Raw genomic sequence first — 20,200 nt, forward strand, 5'->3', positions numbered from 1 at the left:
CGTTAATTTTGCCCCTGTCCGCCCTGAGCTCCCTGAATACTTTCCATTTCTCCCTTCAGATTTTTCCGCTTGAATAAGGCCACATCGAATTTGCCAAAACGATAATTGAATTGGAGACGAAAGAATTGGGGGTCTCTTCTGCGCGTTGTCTCCTGGTTAAAATAATTGGATGAGGTATAAACATCGGAGACCCTGCTGCGAAAAATATCGCTTACACTGAGGGTCAATGACGCTGCCTTGTTTTTGAGGAATTCGTATTTCAGTGCTGCGTCGACTCCTCCGGATGGTTTGGAGTATCCCTGGGCGCTGCCACTGACGGTTTGGTTAAAACCCCTTCCACCGCCTCCGCCTCCGCCGCTACTGGCGCTGCCGCCGGGAGGAAGTACGGTTTTAGACGTATAATCACCGGTCAACTGCAGGGTGAAATTTTTGGGTAGTTTAAAGGTATTATTGATTTTTCCGAACCAGCTATACGTTTGATCGGCGGTGTGGATACTGGTATCGGCAATATTGATCTTTGAGGTAAATATGTTTACACTCGAAGTGATATCCCACCATTTGGTGATGGAGTTGCGGCCGATCAATTCCAACCCTCCCACATAACTGGATCTGGCATTAATAAAAGAACTGATGATTACAATCGAATCATTGATTGGGTTTTGCCCGGTAAATTGATAACGGGTGATCAGGTCGGTTGTATATTTATAGTATACGGAAGCCAGGAAACTGCTGTTACCGGCATAAGTTTTAGCATAGGAGATTTCGAAGGAATTGGTGAACTGGGGTTTCAGATCCGGATTACCCCGGCTTAAATTCAATGAGTCGGAATAATCGGTGAAAGGGAAAAGCTGGAAGAAACTCGGCCGGTCGATCCTGCGGGTATAATTCAGGGAAAGGTCCTGATCTCCTTCCAGTTTTTGGCTTAGGAAAACACTAGGGAAAAAGCTCAGTGGAAATTTATTACTGAAATTCCCGATAGTATCATTGAGCCCTCCGCCAACGGGTGCTTTTACCGAAAAATTCTGGGAACCGTTATAGTCGGAGCTTTCGGCCCGTAACCCTAATTGATAACCGAAGTCTTTGATGGCGTTGGAATAGGTCACGTATCCTGCATAGACACGGTCGCGGTATTTGTATCGGGAAGAAAGCAGAGGTTGGTTGTGGTATTGACCATCATTACCAAGCGTGTTAATGTCGTTGATGCTGGTTACGTTGCGGATGGCGATCCTGGCACCGGTTTCGAATTTTGATTTATCATTGATCGGTTTGACGAAATCCGTTTGCCCGGTTATATTTTCATTGGTTCCTGAACCGATTTGCTGTTGGTTGTAAATAGAACTGAGTGGACCATCCTTTTCGTTGAAAATATTGGAATTGACATAGTTTTTGTTCGAGTTGGTGCCTTTACTGTAATTAACATCACCTGTCCATTCCTGACCGGCCTTGGGAAAGGTATGTTTAAAGCTGAGCATACCTCCGTGATTATTAAATTGGGCATCGGTTGTAGCGGCCCTTTGGGTATAAGAGGAAAGGGTGCCTGATGGATAAAGCGTGTCCACATAAAGGTCGCTGTTGGTATAGGGATTAAAACTACCATGGACTATGGTTCCTGAAGCCGAAAGTGTATTTCTGTTATCGATCAGGTAATCGAGACCGAACCTGCCGAAGGCAAAATATCCCTTGTTAACGTTGTTGTCGTACTGGTGAAGGGTATTGAACGGTGATTGAAAAAATGTATTCCGATCCGTAGTTCCGGGTGAAATGGATTTGCGCTGACCGTAATTGGCATTGGCAAAGACATTGATTTTTCCTTGTTTGACGTTAATGTCCCCTCCCAGATTATATCTGCCCCGCTTGTCGACACCGGCACGGATGTTTCCATTATAACCAGCTTTGCGGTTCTTTTTCAATACGATATTCAGGATGCCGGAAGCGCCCCCGGAGGCATCGAATTTAGCGCCCGGGTTGGTGATGATCTCCACGCTTTGTATAGCATCTGCCGGGATCTGGTCGAGTGTAAGGGTGCTTGGCCGGCCGTCCACGAAAATGGTTGGTGTACTATTTCGCAATGTGACATTTCCATCGATATCCACCTGTACGGAGGGCACATTTTTCATTACATCGACCCCTGTTCCTCCTTGTGCTGAAATATCCTTTTCCACATTATAAATTTTCCGGTCGACTCCCATCTGGATCAGGGGTTTGGATGCGGTGACGGTGACCTGGGCAAGGGTTTGAGCGTCTGCGGCCAGTTTAATATTGCCGAGATCCCGGTCTACACCATTAAGAGCAGACTGCATGTCCCCGGATTTTCCTGCTTTCATTTCAAAGGCCACTTTTTGATCGTAGGCCTGGTAGCCTATCGCCGTAATTTTGAGACGGAAATTTCCAAAGATGGGGAGATTTTCGAGGCTGAAGTCCCCTTTCCGGCCGGTGATCATTCCGGCGATCACGGTATCTTTTCTTTTACGGGTGACCGTATCGAATTTGCTTTGTATCAGTTGAACGGAAACTCCGTCCATACCTTTGTCTGTTTTGGCGTCCAGGATCCTTCCGTAAAAATGCCCGATATTTGCAGCCTGGCCATTTCCGAAGCCTCCTTGTCTGCCTCCTCCTCCCATACCCGTCATTTGCCCAATACCGGAAAAAGCAGAAGTCTGTATTAAAATCAGTAGCCAAAATATTCTCATGAGTATAATATATTCAATTAATAGAGTAAAATTAATAGGGTAAAATTCCGCTCTAAAATCGGTGTTATGGTTTTAATCTATACAAACGGCATAAATTAAAGATAGAAGGGCTATTGCATGCAGGCCTCCGGGCCAATGCAGGGGCTTGTAGCCTGATATCCAGGCATGGGCGGCAAATTAGCGGTTATCGGTTAGTTATTAATGGTTCATCCATAAGGTCAGAAAGATCTGCAGAAGGCCGATGAAGAAACCAAGGGCTGCCCCGATAACTTCAACGAACCGGAATTCTTTGGTAAGGATCTGGTTGAGCATCGTTTCCAGTTTGTCAGAGGAGAAATTGGCGATTTTATCAACGACGATTCGTTCCAGGTCGAGGTCATTTTTCAGGTTAGCCACATAATTCTTCATGATAACGGGGAACAGTTCTTCCAGTTCCTGCATAAAGACCGTTTTTAATTGAGTAATGGTCTTATCACCGATGAACATGGAGATCATCGGCATACTTTCTTTCAGTTTGTTGCGCAGGAAATTGTCTATATGTTCTTCGGCCAGGGGGAGTATCCGCTGGACATTGGCGGGATTGGTGATCGTCTTTTCGATATCCTGGAAGGAGAGGAGCTCCTGTCCGACGATCTTACCCAGGCTCTCCGCTATCTGGCGTTGTCTTTTGGGGAATACGCCATGCAGGGTGAGCCCCAGAAATTTTTTCGGCTGACGTGGATGGAATAGTAGTTTCAATGCCATCCAGATGGTCAGCCAGTGAATAAATGCGGAAATGAAAGGAATACTATACAGCCACGGGTTCATGAAAGGTAAATTTGGATGCAAATAAACGCCAAATCAATGGCCCAAAAACAAAAATTTTGTTTTGCCCAAGTCCCCCTCAAAATTGATTTTGTGTTAAATCCAAAATATCCTAAATTTGCAGCTCCAAATACAATTTGGAAGACCTCATGGTGGTTGTAGCTCAGCTGGTTAGAGCACTAGATTGTGGTTCTAGGGGTCGAGGGTTCGAGCCCCTTCATCCACCCGGAAAAGATGCCGTTTCTGAAGAAAAATCTTCGAAACGGCATCTTAATTTATAACCGGGTATTCTTATCCGAACAGTTCCTGAAAACTTCCGTTCATGGAATATATCGTAAATCCGGTGTTAATATTCTTCTTTTCCGGCAACATACCTTAGTATTTATCGTTATTTTTGGATAGCTATGTTAAAAGTGTTAAAGTATATGATTAGTAAAAGAAACTTGCCGATCGTCCTATTGATCTTAGGAGCTGGTGTTTTTGTCGCTTTCAGGACATTGGGGATAGGGACGAACCCGCCTACGAAATATGAAAAGATATTGCATAATGTAGGGGAGATGCTGGCGCAGATCCATTATAGTCCCAAGCAGATCGATGATAAATTTTCAAAGGAAGTCTTTACGAAGTACCTGGCAGATGTGGATGTGGAGAAGAATGTGTTATTGATGTCCGATATTGAGGGATTGAGGAAGTATGAGACGCGGATCGATGATGAAATCCTGGGAAAAACGGGGATCCAGTTTGTTCCTGCCGTTACGGAGGTTTATAAGAAAAGAATGGCCGAGACGGAATTGATCTATAAGGATATTCTTTCCAAACCATTTGATTTTAATACGGATGAAAATGTCAACCAGGATTATGACAAGGTTGACTTTCCGAAAGATGAGGCGGAAAGAAAGGAATCCTGGAGGAAGCGGTTAAAATATCTGACATTGGAGAGGTATGCTGATCTTATCGAGCAGCAGGAGAATAATAAGAATAAGCCTGGATTTGTGGCGAAGAGTCAGGAAGAGTTGGAGAAGGATGCCCGTGGGAAAGCGCTGAAAGTAATGGATCGTTTTTATGACAGGCTTAAAAAGAAAATAAACGATGACGACCGGTTTAATATGTTTGTACAGACCATTGTACAATCGATGGATCCACACACTGATTATTTTCCCCCTGTAGAAAAGAGGTATTTTGATGAACAGATGAGCGGGCATTTTTTTGGCATTGGGGCATCCTTGCGGGATGAGGATGGGAATATAAAGATCACTACGTTAGTAACGGGCAGCCCTGCCTGGAAATCCGGTCTTGTCAATGTTGGGGATATTATTCAAAAGGTTGCACAGGGAAGCCTGGAGCCGGTGGATCTGACAGGATTTCTGGTGGAAGATGCGGTGAAGTTGATCCGTGGAACGAAAGGTACGGAAGTGAAGCTGACCTTGAAGAAGACAGATGGCTCGACAAAGGTGATCACGTTGATAAGGGATGAGATCGTACAGGATGAGGCAACCTTTGCGCGGAGTGCTATTGTTAATTCGGACAAAGGGAAAATCGGATATATTTATTTACCTGAGTTTTATGCAGATTTTGATAATCCAAAGGGAAATCGTTGTTCGGTGGATGTAGCCAAGGAAGTGATAAAACTTAAGGAGCAGAAAGTAGACGGAATAGTAATAGATCTGCGTAATAATGGTGGAGGTTCTTTATATGATGTGGTGCAGATGGTAGGATTATTTGTTGAGCAAGGGCCAATTGTTCAGGTAAAAGACAGGGACGGCAAACCTCAGATATTGCCTGACCACGACAAATCGGTTTTATATGAGGGGCCGTTGGCGGTGATGGTCAATGAACTGAGTGCATCTGCCTCTGAAATATTTGCGGCTGCTATTCAGGATTATAAGAGGGGAGTAATCATTGGCAGCACATCTACCTATGGAAAGGGAACGGTTCAACGGAATATCGGATTGGATAAAACGTTGGGTTTTATGGATGCGAACAGTGAGTTGGGAACGTTGAAACTTACCTTACAGAAATTCTATCGTATCAGTGGCGGGTCCACTCAATTGAGGGGAGTCTCTTCGGATATAATACTACCGGATTTATTTGAATATTCGAAGATCCGGGAAAAGGATAATCCTGATGCTTTGCCCTGGGATGAGATCCAAAAGGCGGATTATACTACCTGGAAGTATGCCTATGATCTTAATATTATTAAGGGGATGAGTAATGAGCGGTTGAAGAACAATTCGGCTTTTAATCTGATCCGGTCGGATGCGGAATGGCTGAGTAAAGAAAATGATAAAGTATATCCGTTGAACCTGCAGAAATACCGGGATGAGCAGAAGCAGATCAAGTCTACCATTAAGCAGGTTGAGACTTTAAGCAAATTAGGCGGGGCCAATGAATTAAAAATTCAGGCGCTTCCACAGGATGCCAATAAATACGAGGGAGATAAGGCGAAGGCTGATCGTTATCAACAGTGGTTAAAAGATCTTCGGACGAATATATATCTGGGTGAAGCGGTGAATGTGCTGGATGATATGATCACGCAGAAGAACCTGGTATATAATAAGTAGAGCAAAACAAATAAAGGAATGGCGAATGGCCATTTTGAACAAAATATTCTTTGGAAAAAAATCCGGGCTAATGGTCTTAATGACAGGGCCCGGATTTTTTTATGCTTTATTTCAGCTTTTTACTTTACTTTATTGCCGCTGTTTTAACGAGTATCTCGTTTTGAGACCTTGTTTAGGCGATTTCAGGATGTCTTTTTGAGTTTGCAGCATTTACGGCAACATCTTTTCCTAATAAAAAGTCACCAACTTCCTTCCAGTCATTCAGCCGGGTATGATGGGTGATGTGGATATTGTGGGTTGCAGTGAATAAGAGTGGTTTACCGGTGAAATTATCAAGATTTCTTAGGTGGTCGTCGATTATAAAATCCCCGATTACTGGTTTTTTAGATCCGCAGAGAATGATTTGTTTCCAGGAAATAAACGGAAAATGTTCCTGGAGCCAATCATATTTCTCGATCAGGGATTGAGGGAATTCCATAGCTGCAGAAACGATAAATACTTCATAGACCTTATTTAGCTCTTCTATTACTTCCTGGCTTCCGGGGATTACTTTGGCGGAGCGGAAAAATCCCGGACTGTTTAAAAATTGCCTGATAAGTTCAGGCTGGGGGAAGGCCAGGTCTTCGGGTTTACCCAGGAGAGATTCCCTTTCGACCTTCACCCCGGTGGCTTTTTTATACCATTGGATATAGTTGGTCGTAATATCGGCCATTACATGATCCATATCGATTAATACCCTCTTTTTTTCCATTGTTATTCCTTTTTGTTCCTAGCAAATGTATGCAAAATATTGCAAAAAATTAACCCGAATTAAGATCTTTTTTGTAAATTTGTAGCAAAATATTGCATAATGTTGAAAGAGGAAAGACTTGATTTTATTGTAAAGCATTTAAAATCAAATCAATATGTAAAATTGGCAGAGCTTAGCGAGGCTTTGCAGGTCTCTTCCGATACAATTAGGAGGGATATCGAATGGCTGGATAAGAATGGTTTATTGACGAAAGTAAGAGGCGGAGCTATTCCTCATTCTCCCAATGCCCGAAGCTTTAAGGAAAGGATCCATACTTCGGAGGATGAGAAACTGGTCATTGCCCGCAAGGCACTATCCCTGATAAAACCTGGAGATACCCTTTTATTGGACGGTGGGACGACTACTTATGTGTTAGCGAGCCTGTTGACTATTCCCCTTACGGTAGTAACCATTAATATTCCGGTAGCGGCGCTGCTTGCCGGGCGGAAAGACATCGAAGTCATTATTCCGGGGGGGCGGATCCTGCCGGATTCATTGGTTACTTCAGGTGGGGATGCCATCCGGATGCTGCAGCAATTGCATGTAGATACCTGTTTTATCGGCGTTTGCAGTCTGCATCATAAAATAGGAGTGAGTAGTATGGATTATTTTGAAAGTGAGATGAAGCGGGTCATGATCAGTTGTTCGGATAAAATAGTAGCCGTGGGGAGTCATAATAAAATAGGAACAGCGGAGCCGTATAAGGTTTGTGAGATTGAGACATTGGATGCAATAGTGACGGAAAAGGAACCTTCCGATCCGTTATTCGATCCTTATCATGCCTTGAATATTTCGATCATTTAATTTGTCAATTATGTCAGTTGTTTTTTTTCAGAGGCTGCCAGCGCAAAGAGTTCACCGGATAGCCGCCAGTGTTTTCTTTTTTGTGGCAGGGATATGTTTTGCCAGCTGGGCATCGCGCATTCCGGATATTCAGGGGCACCTGGGTTTGAATGATGCAGGATTAGGAAGCGTTCTGTTTGCTTTGCCGGTTGGCCTGATGACCAGTCTGCCCTTATCAGGATGGCTGGTCACTAAATTTGGGAGCAAAAGAATGTTGTTGGCTGGTTCCTTAACCTATCCCCTTATTCTATGTCTGTTAGGGGTAGTGGATCATACCTGGCAATTAGTAACGGTACTGTTCTTTTTTGGTCTGTTCGGCAACCTGATGAATATCTCCATCAATACTCAGGCAGTAGGGGTGGAGTCTCTGTATGGAAGATCGATCATGGCTTCTTTTCATGGAGTTTGGAGCCTTGCCGGATTTGTTGGTGCTTCTGTTGGTACGTTGATGGTTGGGGGCCATATTCCACCTTTCCTTCATTTTTGCCTTATCGCATTGTTGGTTATAATTACCACGGTTATTTTTTATAATTCCAGTCTGGAAAAGGATTTGCCGCATGATACCAGTCAGCCATTGTTCGTGATGCCGGATAAGGGGCTTTTGAATCTGGGAATGATTGCCCTATGCTGTATGATATGCGAGGGAAGTATGTTTGACTGGAGCGGTGTGTATTTTAAAAAAGTGGTTTCCGGAGGTGGTTCCATTCCTACTTTAGGGTATGTTGCGTTTATGTTTTCGATGGCTACTGGTAGGTTTCTGGGAGATTGGCTGGCTACCACGATCGGGGTAAAAAAAATATTGCAGATGAGCGGGGTCGTTATTGCAGCCGGTTTATTGCTGGCGGTCATTTTCCCAAATCTCGCGGCAGCAACTAGCGGATTTTTATTGGTTGGTTTAGGCGTGTCCTCAGTAGTTCCCCTGGTTTACAGTGCTGCGGGGCGTTCCGGAACCATGGCTCCGGGAGTGGCTATTGCTGCTGTATCCACAATCGGATATTTCGGTTTTTTGTTTGGGCCTCCTTTGATCGGATTTATTGCCCAGGCAGCCAGTCTGCGTTGGTCATTAACCTTAATTGCCTGTCTGGGATTTTGCACGACTATTCTGGCCAGCCGGTCAAAAATTTAAATAGCGCTCTTTAATAATTTTAATATGGTGGGCAACATGACCTGGGATAATAAAGCCGATAGCCAGTGCATTAAGCGGTTGGCCATTTGCTTCACCTGCAAATCTTAGTTGATCTTCACTGAAAGAATGGAAAAGCCATTCTGTGGATTTTCGAACAGACTTATATTCCTTAACCAACTCATCCCATTTGCGACTGGCTGCTCCTGCATGGACAGCCCATGTATTTTCATCAAATCCAGGAAGGGGGCTGCTATCCTTACGGGAAAAACTAAGTGCCCGATAGCCAAAAACCCTTTCTGCATCGATAAGATGTTGGACTACTTCGCGAATTGTCCATTTCCCTTCGGCATAAGCGTAATCTATTTTTTTATGTGGTATTTTTTTTAAGAGTTTAAAGATCTGCGTGGTGTTTTTCTCCAATCCTTTTAGGATATCAGTCTCCTTAATAAGTTGAATATAATTGGCATGGAAGGGCGAAGAGATGATTTCCGATTTGTCGGGCATAGGAAATGTTTTGATTATAAATATATAAAAAATGCCGGACTATTTTGCCCGGCATTTTTATAACAGGAAGCTTGAAAAATCAATCTTTTTGTTTTTGAATGAGCGTAGATCTTTCCGGTTTGTCTTTTTTCCTCACGCCAGAGTTAAGGGTCGAAGCCAACTTTAGTGCTTCGTAGGCATTTATGATACCACCAGATTTACTTATATCGGACAGGTTTACGATCTCACCTTCCGTACCCGGTTTTTTTACCTTTACCGGAGGAGGGGTAGCAGATTTCTCAATACAATATTTAACCTGCTGAGGAGTTAGCCCCGGATAGTATTCGAGGATAAGGGCCGCCAGGCCGGTAACAACCGGTGCTGCCATACTTGTGCCCTGAAGGTTGCCATAATTTTTACCACCAGGAAGGGTGGAGTATATGCGGGTGCCCGGAGCAAATACATCAACTTCTTTTTTTCCATAATTCGAAAAGGAGGCAGTATAGCTCGAAAATCCTGGTTCTGCCAAGGGGTCGCTACTTGCACCTACGGTAATCCAATTCGTCGCTTTGTAGGTTGAATTCCTGAAATTTTCATTGGGGAAATTATCCGCTGTGTCCACATCGGCGTTGTCATTCCCTGCCGCATGGATCAATAAGACACCTTTACTTTCGGCATAGCTGACGGCAGAATCCACCCATTCCTTTTGAGGCGAAAGATTCTTTCCAAAGCTCATATTAACGACCCTGGCCCCGTTGTCCACCGCATAGCGGATAGCGAGCGCAATATCTTTGTCATGCTCATCTCCGTTTGGAACAGCCCGGATAACCATTATCCGTACATTATCGGCAACCCCGTCCATTCCTTTTCCATTATCCCTTTCTGCTGCAATAATACCCGATACATGTGTTCCATGCATTGGATCCCCGGCCATTACATCATTGTTGCCATAATAGCGGTCATTGATATCCGATTCATTATCCTTTACGATTTCTTTACGATAGTCTTTTGGCGCATTTTCTTTGGCAGAAGCTTTCTTTTCTTCCTGCTCCACCTGCTCGTTAAAATCGTTTAAAAAGGTGGTATTACTCATATCCATGATCTTGTTTGCCTTGAATAAATAGAGCAACACAGATTTGGCGCTTTTGCTTTCAGGATTGGAGGTTTGGAAAGAATCCAGGTCGTTTCCGCTATATTCTTTTTTCCCCATTGACTTTTGAAGGATGCTGTCGCTTTTGATACATGCAGACAGGGCTCTGCGCAAGATCAGCAGATCCACTCCGCTTTCCGTCCCATCGCCCATGACCGTTCTGCGGGCTTTGGCCCACATAATGTAATTAATATGATCTCCTGCACTTAATTTTGAGGTATCCAGTTCCGGTGCGTCAAATTTATTTTTGAACTGATAATAGACCCTCGCTTCTTCCTGTGAGTCATCCTTTACATTCTTGCCTTCCTTGCCTCCAATAAAATTCCATCCATGAATATCATCCACATAACCATTATGGTCATCGTCAATTCCGTTCCCGGGAATCTCTTTGGGATTTACCCAAAGAATACCTTTCAGGTCTTCGTGCAGGGTATCTACTCCGGAATCAATTACAGCTACCAGGACTGTTTTACTTTTCAGCTTCTTTAAATGGGCAAATTCATAGGCTTTTTTGAGACTTATTCCGTAAAATCCGTCCTGGTCTTTGTCCAATAAATGCCAGCCTTTAGGTAATTCCGTTTTAACGGAGGTTCCCTGCGCAAGCAAGGCAAGGCTAAAACCCGTCAATAATATCATGATCAATCCAAATTTCCCACCAAGGCGTAACCACTTTTTCTTTCCAGGCTTCATTTTATTATCTTTTTATTAAAATAAGAGGCAAAATACTTAAAAACAGGATAAATACCAGTAAAGCTAATAAAACATAGGCCATCACCTGTATGGAAATTACATGGATGGCCTTATTATGTTGTTAAAGTTTTTATTTCTGGGGGCTTAGTTTCAGTTCTACCCTTCGGTTGGCAGCCCTGCCTTTGGCTGTTGAATTATCTGCTATGGGGTTGTTTTGACCTAGTCCTGTTGCCGTCAGGTTCTTTTCCAATACACCGTTTTTAACCAGGAAGTCTTTGACAACCAAGGCTCTTTTTTGGGATAAAAGATGGTTTCTTTCGGGAGTTCCCTCATTATCCGTATAACCCTCTATTGTCAGATGCCATTCCGGATGGTCTTTTAAAATTTCGGCCAGGTCTTCGAGGGCTCTGAAGGATGAGTCTGTTAATTGATTGCTGGCCAGGTTAAACAGAATGTTTTTAGCCGTATAATCCAATTTTTTCCGGATGTCGGGAGTATCTTTTTTTATGACCGGGCATCCCTGATTTTCGGCAAGACCTGCAATATCCGGGCATTTATCTTCCTCGTCATTGACCCCATCGCCATCTCTGTCAGGAATGGGGCACCCCTGGTACCGGGCAAGCCCGGACAGGTGCGGACATTTATCTTCTTCATCATTGATTCCGTCCCCGTCAGCATCAGGGATCGGGCAACCGTTATACCGGGCCAGACCAGGAACCGTTTTGCAGGAATCATGTTCGTCATCTATCCCATCCCGGTCTGTATCCGGAACAGGGCATCCATGCCAGGCAGCAGTGCCGGGTTGAAGGGGGCAAAGATCCCGGGCATCGGGAATTCCGTCTTTATCGGTATCTTTTGGAGGGGGCGGCTTGGGGATGGCTGTGGAAGTTAGCCAAATGCCAATCGAGGCACCGAATAACTGGTTATGGAAGGAGCCGGTATAGGGAGCATTGTAAAAACTGGTAAGCCCCTGGCTGAAGTATACATTAAGAAGAACGTTCCCCAATTCAAAACCAGCCCTTGCATTGACGCCCAGATCCAATGTTTTATAAGTGTCCGGTCCTTTTCCTACCGTAAGAGGGTCGGACTGATCGGTGAATTTATTGGTATTGTAGCTGAGACTCTGCGTTGATAATTTTCCACTAAAATAGAAACCCACTGAAGGCCCTGCACTTATAAAAAAACTGTTTTTATGATTGGCGGAAAGGGGTAACTTATAGGACAGGTTCAGGGGAATGTCGATATAGTTAAGTGCCAGGGTTTGTTTTTTATATACAAGCTTTGTGGCAGGCATCTCAGCGGAATCATAGTTTCTTGTGTATTGACGACCTTTGGAGGAATAAGTAATGGCAGGCAGGAAAAAAAAACCCTTATGGCCGACAGGAATTTCCAGGATGACCCCTAACTGGACTCCGGAACGGGACGATTCATATTTTTTAACGGCAGTATCCCAGCCAGGAATCTGATTGGTTTCCTTCACACTTGCGGAATGTATTCCTCCTAGGACCCCCAACCGGACTTGGGCCTCCGCTCCGGCAACCTGTAACAGCACCAGCAGAACCAGGCACATCATCTTCCTTAGTATAGCAGTCGGTTCGTTGGTTGCGGACTTCAACTTCATAGTAGAGTAGTGATCTAATCTACGTATAACGCTGAAAGGAACGGTTTATTATACCTGCAAGCCTGCAGCTTGTAGCTGTTCACCGTTAAATATCGAACTTGATCCCTTGTGCCAGAGGGAGATGGGAGGAATAATTGATTGTATTGGTCTGCCTGCGCATATAGGATCTCCAGGAATCGCTTCCGCTTTCACGGCCGCCCCCGGTTTCCTTTTCTCCCCCGAACGCGCCTCCTATCTCTGCACCTGAAGTGCCGATATTTACATTGGCAATGCCGCAATCGCTTCCTGCTGCCGAAAGGAATTGTTCTGCTTCGCGAAGATTGAGCGTCATGATGGAAGACGATAACCCCTGCGGAACGCCATTCTGGATGGCGATGGCTTCTTCGAGCGTGTTGAATTTCAATAAATAAAGGATCGGAGCGAAAGTCTCATGCTGCACAATTTGAAAATGAGGTTGAGCCTCAGCTATACAGGGTTTTACGTAACAACCGCTTTCGAATCCGTTACCTGTCAGCACTCCTCCCTCCACGATGAATTTACTTCCTTCTTTTTTGCCGGCTTCAATAGCTTGCAGGTAAAGTTTCACGGCATCTTTGTCGATCAAAGGGCCAACATGATTTTTTTCATCGAGAGGATCTCCGATGCGGAGCTGTTGGTAAATGGTAGCCAGCTTTTCCTTAACCTTTTCATACATACTTTCGTGAATAATCAGGCGTCTGGTAGTGGTACAACGCTGACCGGCTGTTCCGACCGCTCCAAAAACAGCCCCCGGAATGGCTATGTTCAGATCGGCATCCTTTGAAATGATGATGGCATTATTTCCTCCCAGCTCCAACAGGGCCCTTCCGAGCCTGGCGGCCACAGTAATGCCGAGGGCTTTGCCCATCCGGGTAGACCCCGTTGCCGAGACGAGCGGAATGCGTGTATCCGCTGCCAGCCATTCTCCGGTTTCTCTTGCTCCGGTGATCAGGCCACTTACGCCTTCGGGAACATTGTTTTTTGCAAATACTTCGGCAATAATATGCTGGCAGGCCAGCGCACAAAGAGGCGTTTTTTCTGAAGGTTTCCAGATACAAACATTCCCGCATACCCAAGCTAACATACTGTTCCAGGCCCATACGGCGACGGGAAAATTAAATGCGGAAATGATGCCGGTAATACCGAGGGGATGCCATTGTTCATACATACGATGCCCCGGCCTTTCACTATGCATCGTTAATCCATGCAATTGCCTGGATAATCCAACGGCAAAATCACAGATATCAATCATTTCCTGGACTTCACCATACCCTTCCTGTAAACTTTTACCCATTTCATAGGATACCAGTTTCCCAAGCGGGATTTTGTTATGGCGGAGTGCTTCACCGATCTGCCGGACTATCTCCCCTCTTTGTGGAGCAGGCCATTTTCGCCATTCCAGAAAGGCTGCCTGAGCTGTTTTTACCACCGTTTCATAGCCTTCTTTATCCGTCGTGGTCACGATTCCGATGCTTTTTCCATCTACCGGAGAAAAAGATTCCAGGTCGGTCCCTCCACGGGAAATGAGCCAGTTCTGGCCTGTAGAAGTACCTGTATTCTTATTTTCTATCTTCAATTGTTGCAGGAATTCCATAATAAACTTGCCATTTTTGGGCAATCGCTGGCAATTTAGGAAAAACTAATCAATTCAGTTTATTTTCCATGGCCGCAAAAAAGCTTTCGCTGTAACTGACTCCAATAGGGATTTCCTTGTTTGCGATTTTTATTTTGCTTTTACTGATATGCTCAATTTTACTGATAGGCACGATATAGGAGCGGTGAGCCCGTAGAAATTCCCTGGAAGGAAGTTTTTGCGAGATTGTTTTGAGTGTCATCAGGGTAAGAATTGATTTGCCAGGGAGGTAAATCTTGATATAATCGTCCAGCCCTTCAATATACTGGATCTCTTTCAGATTCACCTTGACCATCTGGTAATCCGATTTAACGAAGATATATCCTTCCTGTAATTCCTGGCTGGCCAGGTAATCGGTGTATTCTTTTGCCTTGTATACCGCTTTAAGAAACCGATCATATTCGATTGGCTTCAGCAGGTAATCGATCGCATCAACATTAAACCCTTCCACAGCATATTCGCTGAAAGCGGTGGTAAATACAACAGCAGTATTTTTTTTGGTAACGATCCGGGAGAATTCGATCCCATTAATATCAGGCATCTGGATATCGAGGAAGAGGATGTCCACCGGGTTGGTCTCCATTAATTTTTGCGCTTCAAAGGGATCAGTAAATACACCTTTAAGCTCCAGGAAATATATTTTGGCAATATATTTTTTCAATACCTCCAATGCGAGAGGTTCATCGTCGATAGCCATACAAGTAAGCATCATACCTTAATATTTAAATGGACAGTAAATGTACCCGGCTCGTCCGTGATCACAAGCGAATGCCGGCCCGGGTATAACAAATCCAGTCTTCGCCTGGTATTTTCAATCCCAATCCCCGTGTTATCTGCAATCTTGAGGGAGGTATTGGGATGTTTATGATTACTGGCACTAAAGTTCAGGGAATCTTTCTTTATTTCCAACAAAACTGTGATGGGGGACCATTCCCTGGTGCTGGTACCGTACTTGAATGCATTTTCGACGAAAGGAAGGAACAGAAGGGGGGCCACCTGTATTCCTATGGGGTCTCCGACAACTTTAAAATCAACGGTTGATTTTTCGGTTAACCTCATTTTCTGTAACTCGATAAAGTGAGTAGTGAATTGGATCTCTTTCTCAAGGGGAACAAGGTCGTTTCTGGCTTCAGTCAGCACATACCGCATGATGCTGGATAATTTCATGACGGCCGGAGCTGTCTTTTCGGACTGGCTTGATGCCAATGCGTAAATATTATTCAGGGTATTGAATAAAAAATGAGGATTGATCTGGGCTTTCAGGAAAGAAAGCTCAGCCTGCAATTTTTCATTGGCGATTTCTTTATTACGTTGTTCTGACCTGAGCCATTGGTTGATCACATTGATACCCGTGCTGAATACAAATACCAACAGGAAAATAGCAATATTACCTGGGGCCAGAAGGGGCTGCTGAAAATTTCGCGGTTTCCCGGAAGGAGGGGGACGTAAGCCAGGTGGCGGTGGAAAGATATTACCAAAGAAATAATGGTAGATCCGGGGCAAACATCCATAGAGGATCAGGAGGGCAAGGATGAGGAGGGTATAAGGAATGAATTTTTTATGTTCCAGGATCCTTGGAATAAACAGATAGGTATTGAGATAATAAAAGGCAATGATAAATGCCGTATTCAATACGAAAAATGCGGAAAGATATCTTTCCGTAAAAAAGGAAAAATCCCTGGGTCTTGGGTAAAAAACAAAGGGCAGTGTCAGGAAACAGATCCAGGCTGCAATATGAATAATGATCTGTACGATTCGCTTCTTCACGATTTCTAAAGCTTTACATGAATGGAAATCCCTGATTTTGAGTTTACTTTCTTCGGGGCAGCACCAAATCTAGCAGGGAATAGGCTAATCTGTAGAATTAATTAGATGAATGGGGGGAATAAACCGGTGAACGGGTCAGTATGCCAGGGGGCAAATAAAGCAGAAGGTCCGGATATTCCGGACCTTCTGCTTTAAGAAATCAACCGGGACCTCAGTTAAAAATTAAGCGCCAGTTTTCCAAACAACCTCAGGCCATTAAAGCCCATTTGCACAGAATCCCAGGGCCCCCCGGATTCGTTATCTTCCGCCCAACCTTTGGCCAGCGGATTAACACCGAGGTCAGGATGGACATTGAATAAATTATCTGCACCTACAAAAAGACTGACCTTCCTGGAAAATTTATAGGAACAATAGATATCCGTAGTGACTTTGCCATTATAATTGAAATTCTCGGGAACCAGAATTGCATCATCTTTATCTGAAGGAACCATCGGGTTGATCCCTGTCTGGTTCGGATTATCCGCCGTGGATGCTCCAAAGCCCAGCAGAACAATTTTGCCAAAATAAGTTATATGGGTGCCAATAGCGAATTTGTCAATTCCATATTCCAGGCTGAGTGCGAATTTTTGTTTGGGGGCCGAAGCCAGCAGAAAGGCTTCTTCCCTGTCACTAAAGAAAGTTTTTTGATTCAGGGGCGTGCCATTCAGGGCTGCCGGTACATGAATGGCATCGATGGTCATATCCTGGATATTTCCGGCCAGCAAGGCAGTGAAATGGTTCTTTCCCCAATGCCTGGAATATTCAGCAACGATATCCAATCCATAGTTCGTCGTGTTGACTGCATTATCGAAGAATTGAACGGTGGATACGTCTGTCGGGATCTGGTCAGTAAAGGAGGGAGGCAATGTATTGTCATACTTACTGAAAAGGCCTGACAATACGATCCTGTTCTTTACTTTGACCATATATCCATCCATGGTAAAGGTCAAACCTTTGGCCGCCTTCCAGCTGAAGCCTAAACTTCCGTTTATGGAAGTCTCTTGTTTTAATTTAGGAATGCCGGCTGCCCGGGTTATCGGATCATTATTGTCAGCTATACGGGATTGTATTAATTGCCCGCCTGAAAAAGAGGTAAGGGTATTACTGAAATTGATTTGCTGCAGGGAAGGAGCCCTGTATCCGGAGCTGACCGATCCCCTGATATTAAAATCATGGGTAAGTTTATAACGGGTCGCTAATTTATACGTGCTCACAAAACCAAAGTCGGAGTAATTTTCGAAACGAATAGCACCGTCCAGAAGCCATTCTTTCGTGACATTCAATTCTGCATCGGCATAAAATCCGATATTGGACCGGTTGGCCACTTTCACATCTTCCGGACTAAATCCGGGAAATCCCTGGGAGCCGGAAGCCGGTGCCCTTAAAGAATCTCCGTTTCCATCGCCGACCAGGTTAGCATAAATGATTCCGGCGCCATTGTTCAGGGAAGCATAGGATGCAAGTTCTCCTTTGTAAATCCCATATCTTTCATACCGGTATTCTCCGCCAAAACCAAGATTGAGGCCTTCCAAAACAGATTTAAATGGCTTGTTGAAATCCAGGTTGAGGGTATTCTGCAGGAAATTAAATCCGCCGTCATCAAAATGCGTTGGCGTATTGGATCCTATATGGGAAGCATTAAAGGTCTTGTCTCCATAATAATGGAAATCATTTCTTCCGATCGTGTTACTCAGATCCCATGTCCAATCCTTACCCGCATCTCCACGGATACCCGCGGCAAAAGACATGTCTGAAATATGTGTTTGGATATGGGGGTTATAATAGGTCTCTCCATCATTGGTTGTTCGCATGATCGACATATCAGGGATCAGGGTGCCATTTTGCTGCACCGGAAAACGTTCGGGTTTACCGCTGTAATTCCTGCTGTAGGCATATGCGTCAGAGCCTTTATAATTATATCCGCCGAAAGAATAGAAGGTTGTTTTTTTACCGGAGGCAAAAGGTATTTCCATATTATACATAATGCCGGCTGTCTTAACACTCCCATCACCGAAAGCACGTCGGCCGGTATTCAAATAAGGCGTTGCATCCTTCTTTGAGGTCCAGTTAGCCGTATCTACCTGCCGGTAAGTTTTCCCCTGGGATAACAGGTCCACAGACACATTAATGAATCCTCCGTTCTTGCCAAGAGCTACGCCGTTATTAATGGATAAGGATAACGCATTTCCATCGATTGCCCCTCCTGAATAGTATTGATTACCCGCATTGAATTTCCGTGCATTGAATTTTGAATCGTCGTATCCGCTCCAACCGGCATTCACAGACCAATGGTTGATGTCCTTTCTCAGGATAAGGTTGATCACGCCGGCTATCGCATCCGAACCATATTGGGCAGAAGCCCCATCGCGCAATATTTCTATCCTGTCTACGGCACTTTCAGGGAAGGCATTGAGATCCACCCCCGAATTACCTCTTCCCCTGGTTCCGAACAAGGCAACAAACGCGGTTTGATGTCTTCTCTTTCCATTTATCAAAACCAGGGTCTGATCCGGTCCCAGCCCTCTTAATGTTCCCAGATCGACATGGTCTGCTCCATCTGCACCGCTCTGCTTATTGTAATTGAAGGAAGGTGCGGCTACGTTCAGAATAGAGGTGAGATCCATTCTGGCTGTTGGCATATCCACCTGGTTTACTTTTATAACATCAACAGGAACGACAGTTTCCGTTTTGGCCCTTCCTGCGCCGCGGGAGCCTACAAAGACGATTTCCTGCAGCTCTGTAGAGGCGCTTTGCAGGGCTATGGTTAGGTAATTCTGTCCTTTTACCGGTAGGGATTGATTGGAATAGCCAATATTGCTGATCTCCAAAATATCGGTGGCATTTGCCTGTATTTTGAAACCGCCATCATTGTCCGTTGAAGTTCCTGTTCTGGAAGATTTAACTTTTATAGACACTCCCGCCAGCGGGGCACCCGTTTTGGCATCTACTACTTTACCAGAAACGACATTTTGTCCATAAATCGCTGAATATCCTATAATAAAGAAAAAAAACAGAAGCAGTTTTCTCATACAAATTTTTTTGGTTACCATAAGTTAAGCATAATAATGCAAAAAGAAATGGTTACCCGGCAAATTTGTATAAGAAATTGCTATAATAAATGGATATAGAAAATAATAATATCTAAAACGGCAAAGATTAATATTGTTCTTGCTCGCCGGGAAAGTCCCTGGCTTTAACATCCTGTATATAATGTTTTACGGCTTGCGTGGTTTGCTCATGGATGTCCAGATAACGGCGAAGAAAACGAGGCTGAAATTCTGTCGTAATTCCCAAAAGGTCGTGCATGACCAGGACCTGTCCGTCGCAATATTTACCGGCTCCAATACCTATGGTTGGGATCAGTAAACTTTCTGAAACCTGTTTGGCCAGCTGTGCCGGAATTTTTTCAAGGACCAGGCCGAAGCAGCCTGCTTCTTCAAGGAGTTTGGCATCTTTTTTTAATTTTTCGGCCTCTGCATCTTCTTTGGCTCTTACGGTATAGGTACCGAATTTGTAAATGGACTGTGGGGTTAACCCCAAATGGCCCATAACCGGGACACCGGCGGCCAGGATTCTTTTCACCGATTCCAATATTTCCTCTCCACCTTCTACTTTTACCCCATGGGCACCGGTTTCTTTCATGATCCTTATGGCAGAAGCCAAAGCTTCTTTCGAATTGGATTGATAGGAGCCAAAAGGCAGGTCCACTACTACAAAACAACGATTGACACCACGTATCACGGAAGATGCGTGATAAATCATCTGGTCAAGGGTAATAGGAAGTGTGGTCTCATGACCGGCCATCACATTCGAGGCAGAATCGCCCACTAAAATGACATCGATCCCTGCTGCATCAAAAATTTTGGCAAAGGAAAAATCATAGGCAGTGATCATGGAGATTCTTTCTCCATTGATCTTCATTCGTTGCAAGGTATGTGTGGTTACCTTTTTGACTTCTGTGTGTATGGACATGACCGGATGATTT

Annotated in this window: 14 protein-coding genes and 1 tRNA gene; 4 read left to right on the plus strand and 11 right to left on the minus strand. The window is 44.4% G+C overall.

Annotated features, from left to right (window positions below):
* Nucleotides 1-2: 2 nt before the first annotated feature.
* Together ACX0G9_RS24375 and ACX0G9_RS24380 are read right to left on the minus strand one after the other, a co-directional pair.
* Nucleotides 3-2,690 (minus strand): TonB-dependent receptor, encoded by a 2,688-nt coding sequence (locus ACX0G9_RS24375; protein ID WP_459067580.1) that lies wholly within the window; start codon nucleotides 2,688-2,690, stop codon nucleotides 3-5.
* 198 nt (nucleotides 2,691-2,888) lie between these two features.
* Complete coding sequence (locus ACX0G9_RS24380; protein WP_459067581.1) at nucleotides 2,889-3,497, minus strand: DUF445 domain-containing protein; 609 nt, start codon at nucleotides 3,495-3,497, stop codon at nucleotides 2,889-2,891.
* A gap of 149 nt (nucleotides 3,498-3,646) precedes the next feature.
* Here ACX0G9_RS24380 and ACX0G9_RS24385 point away from each other — a divergent pair.
* Nucleotides 3,647-3,720: transfer RNA gene (locus ACX0G9_RS24385), tRNA-His, on the plus strand.
* Nucleotides 3,721-3,919: 199 nt separating this feature from the next.
* On the plus strand, nucleotides 3,920-6,055 hold the full coding sequence (locus ACX0G9_RS24390) for a carboxy terminal-processing peptidase (protein WP_459067582.1): 2,136 nt from the start codon (nucleotides 3,920-3,922) through the stop codon (nucleotides 6,053-6,055).
* Nucleotides 6,056-6,227: 172 nt separating this feature from the next.
* Here ACX0G9_RS24390 and ACX0G9_RS24395 read toward each other — a convergent pair whose 3' ends face one another.
* Complete coding sequence (locus ACX0G9_RS24395; protein ID WP_459067583.1) at nucleotides 6,228-6,806, minus strand: 5' nucleotidase, NT5C type; 579 nt, start codon at nucleotides 6,804-6,806, stop codon at nucleotides 6,228-6,230.
* Between the two features lie 99 nt (nucleotides 6,807-6,905).
* Here ACX0G9_RS24395 and ACX0G9_RS24400 point away from each other — a divergent pair, with 99 nt between their 5' ends.
* Nucleotides 6,906-7,649 carry a DeoR/GlpR family DNA-binding transcription regulator gene (locus ACX0G9_RS24400; protein WP_459067584.1) on the plus strand — a complete coding sequence of 248 codons (744 nt, stop codon included), beginning with the start codon at nucleotides 6,906-6,908 and terminating at the stop codon, nucleotides 7,647-7,649.
* A 10-nt stretch (nucleotides 7,650-7,659) separates the two neighbouring features.
* Nucleotides 7,660-8,814 carry an MFS transporter gene (locus ACX0G9_RS24405; protein WP_459067585.1) on the plus strand — a complete coding sequence of 385 codons (1,155 nt, stop codon included), beginning with the start codon at nucleotides 7,660-7,662 and terminating at the stop codon, nucleotides 8,812-8,814.
* Here ACX0G9_RS24405 and ACX0G9_RS24410 read toward each other — a convergent pair.
* From ACX0G9_RS24410 to panB, 8 genes are all read right to left on the minus strand, one after another.
* A complete protein-coding gene (locus tag ACX0G9_RS24410) occupies nucleotides 8,803-9,318 on the minus strand; it encodes a DinB family protein (protein ID WP_459067586.1) in 516 nt (171 codons plus the stop codon). The genes ACX0G9_RS24405 and ACX0G9_RS24410 overlap by 12 nt on opposite strands.
* Nucleotides 9,319-9,397: 79 nt before the next feature.
* Nucleotides 9,398-11,137: a S8 family peptidase gene (locus ACX0G9_RS24415; RefSeq protein WP_459067587.1), complete on the minus strand. Its 1,740-nt coding sequence runs from the start codon at nucleotides 11,135-11,137 to the stop codon at nucleotides 9,398-9,400.
* A 130-nt stretch (nucleotides 11,138-11,267) separates the two neighbouring features.
* A complete protein-coding gene (locus ACX0G9_RS24420; RefSeq protein WP_459067588.1) occupies nucleotides 11,268-12,758 on the minus strand; it encodes an OmpA family protein in 1,491 nt (496 codons plus the stop codon).
* A gap of 85 nt (nucleotides 12,759-12,843) precedes the next feature.
* A complete protein-coding gene (gene amaB / locus ACX0G9_RS24425; protein ID WP_459067589.1) occupies nucleotides 12,844-14,370 on the minus strand; it encodes an L-piperidine-6-carboxylate dehydrogenase in 1,527 nt (508 codons plus the stop codon).
* A 49-nt stretch (nucleotides 14,371-14,419) separates the two neighbouring features.
* Nucleotides 14,420-15,121, minus strand: a complete 702-nt coding sequence (locus tag ACX0G9_RS24430) for a LytR/AlgR family response regulator transcription factor (protein ID WP_459067590.1) — start codon at nucleotides 15,119-15,121, stop codon at nucleotides 14,420-14,422.
* Nucleotides 15,118-16,176 carry a sensor histidine kinase gene (locus tag ACX0G9_RS24435; RefSeq protein WP_459067591.1) on the minus strand — a complete coding sequence of 353 codons (1,059 nt, stop codon included), beginning with the start codon at nucleotides 16,174-16,176 and terminating at the stop codon, nucleotides 15,118-15,120. The genes ACX0G9_RS24430 and ACX0G9_RS24435 overlap by 4 nt, the downstream gene beginning before the upstream one ends.
* A 215-nt stretch (nucleotides 16,177-16,391) precedes the next feature.
* Complete coding sequence (locus ACX0G9_RS24440) at nucleotides 16,392-19,244, minus strand: TonB-dependent receptor (RefSeq protein WP_459067592.1); 2,853 nt, start codon at nucleotides 19,242-19,244, stop codon at nucleotides 16,392-16,394.
* A 127-nt stretch (nucleotides 19,245-19,371) separates the two neighbouring features.
* Nucleotides 19,372-20,187 carry a 3-methyl-2-oxobutanoate hydroxymethyltransferase gene (gene panB / locus ACX0G9_RS24445; protein ID WP_459067593.1) on the minus strand — a complete coding sequence of 272 codons (816 nt, stop codon included), beginning with the start codon at nucleotides 20,185-20,187 and terminating at the stop codon, nucleotides 19,372-19,374.
* Nucleotides 20,188-20,200: the final 13 nt, after the last annotated feature.

The sequence above is a fragment of the Flavitalea flava genome, assembly GCF_054461575.1.